This window comes from Neorhizobium sp. SHOUNA12A (assembly GCF_023006505.1).
Taxonomy (GTDB): Bacteria; Pseudomonadota; Alphaproteobacteria; order Rhizobiales; family Rhizobiaceae; genus Neorhizobium.
Window position 1 is genome coordinate 1 of sequence record NZ_JALBGV010000126.1, and the last position, 12,382, is coordinate 12,382.

The 12,382-nt window shown below is 54.2% G+C and carries 10 protein-coding genes and 3 pseudogenes; 11 read left to right on the plus strand and 2 right to left on the minus strand.

Annotated elements, in window-relative coordinates; all coding sequences use genetic code 11:
- The first annotated feature begins 183 nt into the window (after positions 1 to 183).
- The 10 genes and pseudogenes from MOV63_RS30245 (at position 184) to MOV63_RS30290 (ending at position 10,841) form a co-directional block, all read left to right on the plus strand.
- Positions 184 to 1,476, plus strand: coding sequence for a DegT/DnrJ/EryC1/StrS aminotransferase family protein (locus MOV63_RS30245; protein WP_247039364.1), 1,293 nt, complete (start codon positions 184 to 186; stop codon positions 1,474 to 1,476).
- 209 nt (positions 1,477 to 1,685) lie between these two features.
- Positions 1,686 to 2,795 carry a hypothetical protein gene (locus MOV63_RS30250; protein ID WP_247039348.1) on the plus strand — a complete coding sequence of 370 codons (1,110 nt, stop codon included), beginning with the start codon at positions 1,686 to 1,688 and terminating at the stop codon, positions 2,793 to 2,795.
- Between the two features lie 440 nt (positions 2,796 to 3,235).
- Positions 3,236 to 4,192, plus strand: coding sequence for a pyridoxal-phosphate dependent enzyme (locus tag MOV63_RS30255; protein ID WP_247039350.1), 957 nt, complete (start codon positions 3,236 to 3,238; stop codon positions 4,190 to 4,192).
- Positions 4,192 to 4,557: a hypothetical protein gene (locus MOV63_RS30260; protein ID WP_247039352.1), complete on the plus strand. Its 366-nt coding sequence runs from the start codon at positions 4,192 to 4,194 to the stop codon at positions 4,555 to 4,557. Before MOV63_RS30255 ends, MOV63_RS30260 begins: the two co-directional genes overlap by 1 nt.
- The gene (locus MOV63_RS30265) at positions 4,548 to 5,879 is read left to right on the plus strand and encodes a Y4yA family PLP-dependent enzyme (protein WP_247039354.1); all 1,332 of its coding nucleotides are present in this window, start codon (positions 4,548 to 4,550) and stop codon (positions 5,877 to 5,879) included. The genes MOV63_RS30260 and MOV63_RS30265 overlap by 10 nt, the downstream gene beginning before the upstream one ends.
- Positions 5,880 to 5,991: 112 nt before the next feature.
- Positions 5,992 to 7,071, plus strand: coding sequence for an LLM class flavin-dependent oxidoreductase (locus tag MOV63_RS30270; protein ID WP_247039356.1), 1,080 nt, complete (start codon positions 5,992 to 5,994; stop codon positions 7,069 to 7,071).
- Between the two features lie 378 nt (positions 7,072 to 7,449).
- Positions 7,450 to 8,169, plus strand: coding sequence for an AAA family ATPase (locus MOV63_RS30275; protein WP_247039358.1), 720 nt, complete (start codon positions 7,450 to 7,452; stop codon positions 8,167 to 8,169).
- 145 nt (positions 8,170 to 8,314) lie between these two features.
- The gene (locus MOV63_RS30280) at positions 8,315 to 9,124 is read left to right on the plus strand and encodes an SDR family NAD(P)-dependent oxidoreductase (protein WP_405029401.1); all 810 of its coding nucleotides are present in this window, start codon (positions 8,315 to 8,317) and stop codon (positions 9,122 to 9,124) included.
- A pseudogene (locus tag MOV63_RS30285) lies at positions 9,125 to 9,691 on the plus strand (transposase); the annotation flags it as partial. It abuts the gene before it with no gap.
- Between the two features lie 226 nt (positions 9,692 to 9,917).
- Positions 9,918 to 10,841, plus strand: a complete 924-nt coding sequence (locus MOV63_RS30290; protein WP_247039360.1) for a nucleotidyltransferase domain-containing protein — start codon at positions 9,918 to 9,920, stop codon at positions 10,839 to 10,841.
- A 39-nt stretch (positions 10,842 to 10,880) separates the two neighbouring features.
- On the opposite strand, the pseudogene MOV63_RS30295 reads toward MOV63_RS30290, so the two are convergent.
- Positions 10,881 to 11,141 (minus strand): annotated as a pseudogene (locus tag MOV63_RS30295) (hypothetical protein); the annotation flags it as partial.
- 80 nt (positions 11,142 to 11,221) lie between these two features.
- Here MOV63_RS30295 and MOV63_RS30300 point away from each other — a divergent pair.
- Positions 11,222 to 11,620, plus strand: coding sequence for a transposase (locus tag MOV63_RS30300; protein WP_247039362.1), 399 nt, complete (start codon positions 11,222 to 11,224; stop codon positions 11,618 to 11,620).
- Between the two features lie 518 nt (positions 11,621 to 12,138).
- Here the strand turns inward: MOV63_RS30300 and MOV63_RS30305 are convergent.
- Positions 12,139 to 12,336 (minus strand): annotated as a pseudogene (locus tag MOV63_RS30305) (transposase domain-containing protein); the annotation flags it as partial.
- Positions 12,337 to 12,382 lie beyond the last annotated feature (46 nt).

The following is a 12,382-nucleotide window of genomic DNA, read 5'->3' on the forward strand; positions in this document are numbered from 1 at the left end:
CAGACAATTTTATGAGGTTGCCGTGATGCCAGAAGCGCGGTTCTCCGAGCGCCTTTCGAAGGCACCGGACGAGCGTTCGACGTGTCTATGTCTTGCCGGCGCGCCATAGATCCGCTCGATCCGCGAAGGCTTTGTTCAAACTGAATAAGTTTCGGGACCGACTCTCAGCGGCACAGGTTGTCGATGTTGTTGGTGTGTTGCTTCTATCAAAAATGGAAAGGTTTGGCTGCTGTGAGCGAAAATCTAGTGATGAAAACGCCTTGGCCGACTTATGACAAGGGTTGTGTCGTGCTTGGCGATGAGGAAGCTTTGGCTGCTCAGCGAGTGATGAGCAGTCGGCGCTTATTTCGGTATGACGATCGCCCGTTCTCGATGACTGAGGTCGGCTGCTTTGAGTCGGAGCTAGCCTCGTTCTTTTCAGTTCGGCATGCGCTGGCGACCTCGACCGGCACGTCTGCCCTTGCACTAAGTCTGTTTGGTCTCGGAGTTGGACCTGGTGACGAAGTTCTGTTGTCAGCGTTTGGCTTTCCAGCGACTCCAAGCAGCGTACTTCTGACAGGCGCCAAACCGGTGTTGTTTGAAATCGACGATGAACTGCACCCAGATGTTCACGATTTGGATCGAAAGTGTAATAGCCGAACGAAGGCTGTGATTGTTGTGCACATGCGCGGTCAGGCCGGAAACATAGAGGAGATTGTTCGGTACTGCGATCAGCGGGGGCTGCCTTTGATTGAAGATGCGGTGCCGGCTTTGGGAGCCGAACATGCTGGCCGTTACTTGGGAACTTTCGGTCGCGCCGGTGCCTTTAGCACTCAATCTGATAAATCTCTAAACACGGGAGAGGGCGGCTTTGTTTTGACTGATGATACGGCCCTTTTCGAAAAAATGGTTGCTCTATCGGGCGCATATGAAGGGCGGTTTCTGAGACATTGTAACTGGGCTAGCACGTTCGACTACAATTCATTACCGCTTTATAATTTTCGCATGGATGAGTTGCGGGGAGCAATTGCACGGTCACAACTCGGACGGTTGACTGAGCGTATCCAAGTTCTGCGTCAAAATTATTCTCGCGTTTCCGCAATTTTTGACAAGTATCCCGAAATAAGGGTTCGAAAGTCCTGTGACGAAGGGGGCACATTGGGGGATAGCATTGTATTTCGCCTTAACAACGCTGACCCTAGCGATGCACTTTGGTTTTGCGATCAGCTCCGCATGAGCGGAATTGAGTGCCGATACTTTGGATTGATTGGGCCAGAAAACGTTAGAACGTTTTGGATGTGGAGATTTCTTTTTCCTGAAATGACTGTTGAGGAAATAAGAGCAACGCTACCCAACACAAAAGACTTGTTGGACCGCACTATCGATATTCCGCTGTCTCCACTGCTTACCGAGCAGAACATCGTGGATTTGGATTCAGCATTGGAAGCGGCGGTATCGCTATGGAGGCAGCGAGCTCATAATGCTATCGAAGCCTAATCGATTTAGTAGTGATCGTCATTGAAATAGGATCTTTAAATCAGGATGCCGCAACGATCACTCGGTCCGATGGTGTAACTGCCAATGCAGTTTTGCCAGGATAAGTTGAGAAAACGTGAATGCTAGTATCGTCGTTCAGAGGCGGATCAGCGCTTCTGCCCCAATCTCTTCAGCGAACGAAATCCCAACAAGGACGAATTGAGGGTGACATGACTTTTATATCTGCCTGGAATGGAGAAGTATCGATTAGCCGGGAAAGCATTCTGGAAGGTGTGCTGCGCGGAGATGGTGATATAGTTATAATTAGCAGTACGTTGCTCGAAGGGATCGGAAATCCCGTTGCCGACGTCGACGTTTGCGTAGTTACGCGTCGACTACCTACGATGGGGGAGTTAGCGGCAAATGAGCAGCATACCGGTGTTATATATACCGGTGTAATATTGGATGATGTAGGCGAGCATGCCAACGTTCACCAAGCTGTGCTCAAAGGACCTGACTTAAAAAAATTTAATAATCCATCAGCTCAAATCAGAGTTACTTATAGTCACCTGGATGGCTTCGGCACTCGACGTGACGTACAGTACTTTCTATTTGACGATGTCCAGACACTTCTCAAAACTATTGCTTCTCAAAACGCACTTACGCAGACGAACCTGGGGCAAATGAACCCGCCCGCTTCTCTTGAAGATTTGCGTTTCTTTCATCGATTCTCAACAGGGGTCATTGCTGGGGGCGCTCCTCTGCACGAACACCTTATGGAAATGATTGATTTACGTTTATATTGTTATCACCTTTATCGAACCCGTCATGTTCCCTATACTGACTTTCAGGACTTAATCGGCGCTTATCTCGCGAAAAATTGGGACATGGCAACTCAAATGGCTCGGCAGTTCATCCTGCTTGAAGCCCAGGGACTACTGCACCTTCGCGGTATTACAAATCCGAATCCGAAATGGATCACGACATTTGCCCAGCGAATGAAGTCCGATTCCGACATCTTTGGCCCCCTTCTAACTTTGCTTCGTGCAAGCACCGAGACCGAAGCTCAGAGTGTCTCAATGGTTTTGGGATCATTAGATCTCCTTGATGCCATCAGGGTGCGGTGTTTGGAAATAGCCGACACGGATCCAAGTCTTCCTTCCGCCGAAGATATGCTCCAACTTTGGACAAAATACAGATCGGTATTCGACAGAAAACACTCACATATCATGTTGGGTGGCGAGTATCAAAGTAAGGCAGTATGGAAACATGCAATCCCAAATCGAGAATTTATTGGATTGATGCAAAGGGGGCTCGATGCGTTCTCTCTACCTGACTAAGCACCGGGTCCGTTGTCGCTTGTTGACCTCGTCGCGATCTTTCGACCGTCTTGGATAGGTAATTGGCTTGTGTTGTGTCTCATATCTGTTGTGCGTAGCCGCGGTTTGCCCATGGACGACGCCGGCTCTCGCGGGCAACACCCGCAGGTTTGACGAAACTAATGAAGTCAGATTTGTTGCTGTTGACGGAGCGGCACGCGGTGGGGTGGTGGTGCGAGCGAAGACGAAAATCTGGAGTTAATGGAGCGTTTGCGAGCACCTATGGGCGTTGCGAGATCCACAATAGCAAGAATGTCGTACGGGTGCATGGCGCCAATGACATCGAGGATGCTCGCGACATCATTCTGCGTGAGATAGATGTGAAGCGCACGTCCGTGCCCGATGGATTTATGTAAATCCGTGGTGAATGCCACGACTAGCTTAGCAGGCGGAGGATCTAGATGATTTACGACAAAGCCAGCGATGTTCTATTCGATGAGATATTCTTCGAGTTGCGCGGGTTCGCTGAATCCATGCATGTACTCGTGAAGATAGAAGGGCTCAACCTGGCCGGTTCGATTAAACTTAAAACGGCTATAGGTCTGGTAGATGATCTGGAGGCCGGTGGCTTGCTTCGGTCGGGATCGACGATCATAGAGTCGTCGTCGGGTAACCTCGGTATCGCGCTAAGTATCATCTGCGCCGAACGAGGGTATGGATTTATTTGTGTCTCTGATCCAAATGCGTTACCGGAAAATCTACGCCTTATCGAGGCGCACGGTGGGCAGGTAGTTTTGATTGATCGTCGTGACGAGAATGGCGGCTTCTTGGGCTCGCGCATCGCTTACGTTCGGAACCGTTTAGCAGAAGATCCTAACCTGGTTTGGACCAATCAGTATGGGAACTGGGCCGGGGCCGAGGCGCATCGTAAGACGACCGCACACGCGATTCTTAACGTTGTTCCTGACACTGATTGCATCTTCGTTGGCGTGGGAACGAGCGGAACCATCATGGGATGCCAAAGCTACCTCGATGCCGCCAACTCTCCTGTCCGGCTGATTGGCGTTGACGTGCAAGGCTCGGTGACATTCGGAGGTGTGCCTGGCCGACGGCATATACCAGGCCTGGGAACGAGTATGAGGCCGGCGCTATTCTCGCCCACAAGAATGGAAAAGGTTGTGGTCACTGAAGCGGAAACGATTCTTATGGCGCGGGAAGTGCTAGCGCGTTGGCATTTTTTGGTTGGCGGATCGACGGCGAGCGTTTTGGCTGCCGTTCGGAAGAACGCTTCTTCGATACCGCCGGGGGCTAAGGTCGTCGCAGTCAGTCCGGACCTTGGTGAAAAGTACCTAGGATCGATTTATGATGACCGTTGGGTCGAGGATCGATTTCCGGGCTTGCTAGCAAAGGAGCGTTAGTGTCTTGCACGCTGCATATTTCCAGCAACGTGACATCCGATATTGTCGTCGCCGCGTCCGATCGCGAGGTTCAAATGGGTTGGGTCAAGCTAAGCGGGTTGGCCATTTTGGGCGTCGGCGAGGGCGTGAAGGCGGCCTCACTATGCGGCACGGGCTATGGGCTATCCCACCCCAACGCCGTTGCCAAAATTGACGGCGAGCTTCCGGATATCGTGGCTGGCCGTAAGCCCGGCCCGTGTCCAAAGAAGGATAAGGGGTTTTCTGTTAATAGCGGTATGGTGATCACCGATATCCCAATCGCTGATGCATTTGTGATCCGAGTAATTTCAGGTGGCCGCGGAAAGAGAGTCAAACTATGGAGCTAGCAACCTATTCGATGTGTGCGCGGGAAAGGCGGTGGGCCATTGCCGCTAGACAAGACCGAGAACTCCTCGACCAAATTGCTCACGTCGTGGAGGGCCCGTTTCATCTCATTAGCCCGACCACTTTTGCCGACAACTTGGTCGACTTTCAGCGGGTACTGCAAGAGAGAAATGTCGTCGGCCATGTCCATTTCGGCAAGAAGGCAAACAAGGCGGGAGCATGGCTGCGCGAGGTCGCGCGGCTTAATGGTTCGGTTGATGTCGCCAGCGCGCCAGAGTTCGTTCACTCACTCGCCAATGGCATCCGAGGTGAGAATATTGGCGTAACCGGCCCGGCTAAGAGTGGCGAACTATTGTGGCTGGCTTGCCGCCATCGTTCTACCGTCGCAATCGACGCGCTTGATGAGCTAGAGCGTGTGATTGCTCTCGCTGAGCAGGCCGGCCCCATGCGGATTCTGTTGCGTGTTCTTCCCCCTCAGAGCCCCAACAGCCGCTTCGGATTTTCTCCACCCGATCTTCTTTTAGCGTTGCAGAGATGTGAAGAGGTGCGACAGCACGTTATCATGGATGGTTTTGCCTTCCATCTTGACGGTTACGCCGTTCAGCCGCGCGCCGAATTTGCGGCGGCTCTCATCCATCAGTGTCTCGAAGCCCGCAATCGCAATTTTCCATGCTCGATAATTTCGATTGGGGGTGGGTTCGCCTGCAGTTATGTGGATGAAGACGACTGGCGCACCTTCGAAGCAGGTATGACCCCTAGTCAATTTCATGCCGATAAGACCTTCAATTTTTTCTATCCCTATTATCAATCCCCCACAGGATCGACTATGCTTGACGCTATCCTGAAAACTCGCGTCGGTATCGGTACGCTGGCTTCAACACTCATTGCCGCTGATGTTTATCTCAATCTCGAACCCGGACGCGCGCTACTTGATGGCGCAGGAATGACCGTGTTCCCTGTCCAAGGTTTTAAACGCAATGCCGAGCATGGGATGGTCACTGTCGCTGGGCTCAGCATGAGCCTGTCAGAGCAATGGAGGGGTAGCGAGTACCTGCCGACTCCAATACTAGTGCAGCGTGGGCCGGCTCGTCTTCAGAAGCCGGTTCGTGCGGCAGTCGGCGGGTCCAGTTGCTTGGAGACCGACATTGTGACCTGGCGAAAAATCCAATTCCCGGCAGTCCCACGCTACGGTGACTTTTTAGTCTACCCAAATACGGCTGGCTATCAAATGGATAAGAATGAGAGCGAGTTTCATCAATTGGCGTTGCCGCCGAAAATTGTCGTGACGCAACAAGACGGCCGCCACAATTGGAAAATCGACTGAGAATGATGTTGTTGACGCCTAATCCCTATGCGAAGAGTCTGCACTTTTTTCGTTGTGCTGACCTTCGGCTTGTGGCCGAATTTAGGCGCGACCCTCTTAGGGAGGTGTGATAATGTCGGCAGAAATAATCGGTCTATTCTCGCACGCGGCCGACAGCGAAGGAATTGCCTCGCCCACGGCGATATTTGATATTGATTTCGTCAAGTCGCATGTTCGAGACTATGAAGACTCCGGATACGACCGGCTCCTGATCGCCAGCAGCTCGTCCTGGGCGGATTCGATAAGCACCGCCGCCTATCTCGGTGCCATCTCGACTAGGCTCAAATCGATGATCGCCCATCGCCCAGGCTGCATTAGTCCGACGGTGGCGGCGCGTATGCTCGCGACCATCGATCAGCTCAGCAACGGCCGCGCCGGTGTGCACATCATCAGCGGCGACAGCGACATCGAGGCGCAGTCGGACGGTGATTTCTTGCCCAAGGCCGACCGTTACTACCGCAGCGCCGAATATGCCAAAATCCTACGCGACGTGTGGACTGCCGATGAACCAATCTACCATGATGGAGAATACTACAAGTTCAACGGCCAGAAATCGAAGGTGCGGCCGGTCGCCAAGTCTATCCCCATCTTCTGGGGGGGCGCTTCGGGTGCCGCGCTGGAAAATTGTGCGTCAGTCGCCGATGTCTATGCATTCGTCATCGAGCCCCTAGCGCGGACCCGGGAATTGATCGCCGAGGTAAAGGGTTACGCTCAGCGTCACAACCGCAATATCGGTTTTTGCACCTCGTGCAAAGTCATCGTGGGCGACACTGAAGAAGAGGCTTGGCGCCAAGCTAAAGAAGTTAGCGATCGCTTCGCCGAAAAGCTGGTCAGAGCACCTAATGCGGGGGCGAATTCGGCCATCGACGCTCTCCGGTTGCAGATGGCGACGCGGCCGGACGTCGAGGATGAACGCCTGTGGATGGTGCTCAATAAGATGACGGGCGAGATCCACCGGGTGACGTTGGTGGGCACGGGCGAGCAAGTCGCCGAAACACTTCTGAGTTATTACGATCTCGGCGTGCGCCATTTCCTGTTCCACGGCTACGACACGCCCAACGACCCCAAGCGTTACGGCAAAGTCTTGATCCCCGCCTTACGGGCCGGGATCGCCAAGCGTGAGGCGGCGGGCGAGGCAGGAATTGCGTACTAGAGCGTCGAGCATGAAACTGTTCTGGATTAAGATAGCTTTGGCTTGCCAAAGCGCTCGAGCCTTGTAGGCGGGGAAGCATGATGGGGGTAGATAGCATTAAGCAAGCTAGGTGCGCCGCAGGGTGATGAACCCGAGGTTCTGTCGGCAACGGCGGCATATCGTCCTGGACGGCATGCAGCAGACATTAAGGACGGTCGCTCGGCGCGTGTGAACGGTGTGGCGGGCGTGGACGGTGGATCGACGCACATCTCGGGCGGCCGGGTACCGGTATCGGTGGCTCAACGTTCAGGGAGGGTCCTGTGTTGCCGGGCCGTGGCGCGCTGCTTATGATTACGCATTCTTGGATTTCGACACGCAAATGCTTGAGGTATCATCGAAATGAACATCGCCAATTCTGACTCATCGACGCCACAACCAATGGCACCAGTTTCTCTTATGAAACATGGTCTGCCGGGCCACCTGATCGCCATTTGCGGAGCCGACGGCACCGGAAAATCCACTGCGGTCAAGCTACTCGTGCAGGCTTTGAACGAAAAAACGATCGGTGGTCCCGGCCTTCTGCTGCTGAGGCAGCCCTCGGACTGGTGGCGCTCTGATCCCCACGTGAAAAGCACTATACTTTTCGAAGGCGACGCCGAAATTGCGGACGAACTCGCGTTGGGGGTATTCGCCGTGGCCGATCGGCTCAATCAGCAGGTCCGGGTCATCGAGCCGGCACTGGCCGCCGGCCATACCATTCTGATGGACCGTTATGTATATTGCCTGCTCACATATTACATGGCGAAAAGTGATGCGCAGTTTAATTACCTGGCGCCGATGTGTAGGCCATTGTTCGAGCCCGATATCACGTTCGTATTCGAATGCCCTCCTCAGGTCGCCATCGATCGCGTCGTGCGACGTGACGGGGTACGAGCCGCAAGATACGATCAGCAGATCGGCCCGATGACAAGAATCATGAATGCATACCGTTCTGTTGCGCATGACAACGGGCTGCATCTGCTGTCGTCGCTCGACCCGCCCGAGACTATTCTGGCGAAATTGCTCGAAGTGCTCCGTGAGCATGGCATCGGCGGCATCGTAAGGGGAAATGACACCTAGAGCGAGATGCCTCATTCAAGCTGATGGTATTACAGCCAAATACCAGAGCCGTTCCAGACATGTGCGCCCGGGACGGCCTTGCCTTTCGCGCGGATGCGCGCGTCCGAACTAACAGTCACCATAGCCAACAAGCGAAGAGGGATGCATGATGTTCGACGTCAAGGGTAAGGTGTGCGTGGTTACAGGTGCAGGCCGCGGAATCGGGTACGCTATCGCCACGACCTACGCGAAGAATGGCGGCAAAGTCGTCGGAGCCTCGCGCAGCGTTGACGAACTGGCGAAGCTTAAGCAAGACATTGAGGATATCGGCGGCGAAGCTCTTGTTGTCAAAACGGATGTGACTGAAAAAGGCGAAGTCGACGCGCTGGCCGCAGCCGCCGTTCGGGAGTATGGATCTATAGACGTTTGGGTTAACAATGCGGGTGGCTTCGTCGACGGCGCATTATGTGATTGGATCGATGTGGAGTCCGCAGCGATGGAAAGCATGTGGAGGCTGAACGTCTCGTCCTTCGTGTTCGGCGCGCAGGCCGCTGCCCGGGTTATGCGCGACAGCGGCAAAGGCGGTTCGCTGCTTTTCATGAGCTCACTCGACGCATTCAATGCCTGTCCCGGCGGCGAGGGGTGTTACGGTGCCGCCAAAATCGCCATCACTCACATCATGCAGACCATGGCAGTGGAGCTTGGGCGCTACAAAATTCGCGTCAATGCGATCGCACCCGGCCTCGTGCAGACGCCGCTTGTCGAACCTTACCTATCTACGCCTGCGATCATCAAAGATAGATCGAGATATTATCCCTTGGGCCGGATCGGTCAGCCATCCGATGTCGCCAATGCCGCGTTGTACATGGCGTCCGATGCGTCCTCTTATGTCTCCGGTGCAACTCTTCTCGTGTCCGGTGGTGCCATTTTCAACTCAGATCCGTTCCGTTATCTGCAAGTGCATGCCGAGGCGTAGGTCGATGGGTATGGTGCCTACAGTAAGCTTGCTCGAAAGGATGGAGGCAATGACAGCGTCCTCCTGGCTGGCTGCTGGTCGCATAGTCGCCGGAAGTTCTACGAAATGCATGTTGCGAAGAGTTCGAAGGTTACCAAAGACACAGTCGAGCGCATGGCAAAGCTTTGGGGGATCGAGGAAACCGTCCGCGGCCAAAGTCCTGACACTCGTGTTGCGGCGCGTCAGGAATGGTCGGCGGCGATCGTTGGTGACCTCTTCGCTCTTTGGCAGGCGACCCTTCCGTGTGTGTTGGGGAAATCCAAACTCGCCGAGGCTCTTCGATATGCCATCTCGCGTCGTGACATCTTCGAGCGTTTCCCAACCGACGGCCGCGTCGAGATCGACTCCAACATCGTCGAGCGAGCGATCAGGCCCCAAGCCACCACCAGGATCGGAAACGCTCCCATCCGCGCTGAACGCTTCTCGCAATATCGAAAGCTTCGGCTCAGTGGACCATCGCTCGGCACCCGTCAGGATCTCAACTTTGGCCATTCATACCTTGTTACGTTACAAATGAACCACCTGTGACGTAACTTGCATCGTTTAAGCCCCCCAACAAAGCCGGCCACCGGACGCTCACTGCGCATTTGTTCGAGAATGGGGCGGTCATGGGCTGTCCCGTTCGCATCGCCAGCTGACGCGAGAACGCCGCCTGCCCGTACTCAACCTTGACACCGACCTTACGCGGTGCGTAACTGCCAACTGTTGCTCGACAGCTTTTTGGCCAAGCTAAAACTGGAAGAAGTGATACCCGATGACCGACGAAGAGCGACGTGAATGGATAATTGATTATCTGAAAGGACGCGGGACGTCGCTCGATGAACTTCCCAACGCGGTTCGGCCGTTCGTTGCGGGTGAGTTCCTGATGCTGGGAGGATCGGTGGCCAGTTGCACCGCCAACGAAGGCTCGGACATTGACCTGTTCACTTTTAGCGACCGACCCATAGACCTTGCGCCCTCTCTCACGATCATCGAAGGAATCGATTGCGAGGAGGTCTTCTACCGGTCGAACGGTCCCTTGATCGCCTTTGAGATATATCCGTGCAGCATGATGAACCGCGCGGCTTCCAAGATGACATATATGACCGACGAGTTTTTCATGGCCTCGACGGACGATCTTACCAATTACAAGCAAATTCTTCTGGAAGACGATATCTGTGAAGTGCTTCATCGAGTCAAGACCGGACTATGTATCGGTGGGTATAATGAGGTGTGCGATTGGAAATTGCGCTTGAAGTCAGATTCGCTCGACCAATACTTGCTTTATCGCAATTATACGTGGTTTACTCTAAAGTTGGAAGACTACTGGGCACAGGAGGGCACCGGCAACACTGGAACGGGGCTGCTGATGTTCCGAAGCGTCGTTAGGTCGCTGATATTTACCTACATGAATGCATGCGGGTATACGAATTGTCGCGATAAGTGGCAGGTCAGAATGCTCGACATGTCTGCTACCCAGACGCAGGCGACGGCGACGGCGTTGCGCTCCTTATTGTTGGACACCGATACGACTTCTGTATTTGCCGACGTCACGAAAGAGCGCCTATTGCAGGTAGCGCAGGCCATCCGTCAGATGGCCCATCGGGTTGCTCGCTTTCCACGCCTCGAGATAGAGTTCGGGCGGCCCAATTCACGATGGGATCGCGTAATCGGCCGGCTAGGGCCACGTACCGCGTAAGAGCCTTTGGGGCAATCTCAGCGACCCGCAGCCTTAGCATTACAGTTGCTTTTTAGTTTTGAGATGAACTTGGCGAGCGGCCGATTGGGCCGTGGACTCGTTATGGCGGAGAGTGAGGCGAACACAAGCCAGCTTGGTCAGAGCAAGAAAATTCATGCCTAGTTTTTCGTAGCGGGTTGCAATCCGTCGATAACATTTCAGTTTGCTGAAGAATCGCTCAATGAGGTTCCGCTTTTTGTATAGCCATGGGCTGAAGACGAGCGTTATCTTCCGATTGGATTTTGGCGGAATGTTTGCCCAAGGTATCCCCACGGTGACGGCCGTCTTGCGATGTGAAGCCGAACATTGGAAGTCCTGGTGGTAGCACTGGGAGTAGTCCTATGACGAAGCAGCATATTGAGGTGATCACGTCGGTTGAGCGTCGCCGGCATTGGTTTCGCGAAAAGAAAGAACGGTTGGTAGCGGCGGCGTTAGAGCCTGGAACCGTTGTCTCGGATGTGGCGCGCTCGGCCGGGAATCATGTCAGTCAGTTATTCCGGTGGCGCAAAGAGCTCTGCCAGATATCAGCGCCGTTCGTGCCTCCATTCATTCCGATTGAGGTCGTGGCGGCGTTGCCAGCGCCTGAACCGTTGGAGGCGACACCAGCACCTCGACCGCGCAAGAAGACAAGTGCGGATTCCGACGTGAAGCCGGCCGGCATTCCGATCAAAGACCGGCCACCATTCCGATTTGAAGCCGGCCACCGTTCCAATCAAAGACCGGCCAGTTTTCGGCACTGAAGATTACCTCCTGGGTCAGCAACTTCTGGGTAAGCGCTGTTCCGATGACACATGATCGACATCGCCACTCCCAGCTCGGCATCTGATGGACAATTTAGCCCGTGGCGACAATAGTCTGGCATTGCAGAGCACATCAGGTAATCGAATGCCCTATTATCATGCGACTTGGCGGCGTCACCTTCCCTCCATTTCAAAGTATGGACTTGGTGGCGCGTTGCCGAAATCACAGAACTTCCCTGTCGAATCGGGTGTCTATCTCGCCCGTGATCCCGCCGTCGCGGTGGCATTTATGATCGAGAGCTACCTCGAGAACGGCAATGCCACGGATATGACGCCGCCTCAGTTACTCGACGCCATATGTATCCTAGTCATCGATGATAGCCGGCTCTTGGAGCGCTCTATAAGCACGGACCCCAACATCGAGAGGACGGACATGACAATCCTCTATCGGGGAATTGTGGATGTTGCGGGTATGCCGGTTTTGAGTGTCGACGACGTCATGGATCATTTTTCTCCAGTCAGCGAGACTGCCGCTCTGCCGGCCGCTTGCCAGAATATGCCCAAGGCAATAGATCGTCGATCTGGCTGTTAGGATAGCCGTTGACGATCTTTGTGATGACATAAGTCAGATAGGCCATCGGCTCGACGTCGTTGAGCTTGCAGGTCTCGATCAGCGAGGCGACGGTCGCCCAGTTCTCAGCCCCGGCATCCAAGCCGGGTTCATGGTGCCGGGTTTCTGACGTTCGAAGCAAGGGTCACTTA

Coding starts and splice junctions, on each gene's coding strand:
- MOV63_RS30245 (WP_247039364.1), top strand. CDS start 184: ATGTTGTTGGTGTGTTGCTTCTATCAAAAATGGAAAGGTTTGGCTGCT.
- MOV63_RS30250 (WP_247039348.1), top strand. CDS start 1,686: ATGACTTTTATATCTGCCTGGAATGGAGAAGTATCGATTAGCCGGGAA.
- MOV63_RS30255 (WP_247039350.1), top strand. CDS start 3,236: ATGATTTACGACAAAGCCAGCGATGTTCTATTCGATGAGATATTCTTC.
- MOV63_RS30265 (WP_247039354.1), top strand. CDS start 4,548: ATGGAGCTAGCAACCTATTCGATGTGTGCGCGGGAAAGGCGGTGGGCC.
- MOV63_RS30270 (WP_247039356.1), top strand. CDS start 5,992: ATGTCGGCAGAAATAATCGGTCTATTCTCGCACGCGGCCGACAGCGAA.
- MOV63_RS30275 (WP_247039358.1), top strand. CDS start 7,450: ATGAACATCGCCAATTCTGACTCATCGACGCCACAACCAATGGCACCA.
- MOV63_RS30280 (WP_405029401.1), top strand. CDS start 8,315: ATGATGTTCGACGTCAAGGGTAAGGTGTGCGTGGTTACAGGTGCAGGC.
- MOV63_RS30290 (WP_247039360.1), top strand. CDS start 9,918: ATGACCGACGAAGAGCGACGTGAATGGATAATTGATTATCTGAAAGGA.
- MOV63_RS30300 (WP_247039362.1), top strand. CDS start 11,222: ATGACGAAGCAGCATATTGAGGTGATCACGTCGGTTGAGCGTCGCCGG.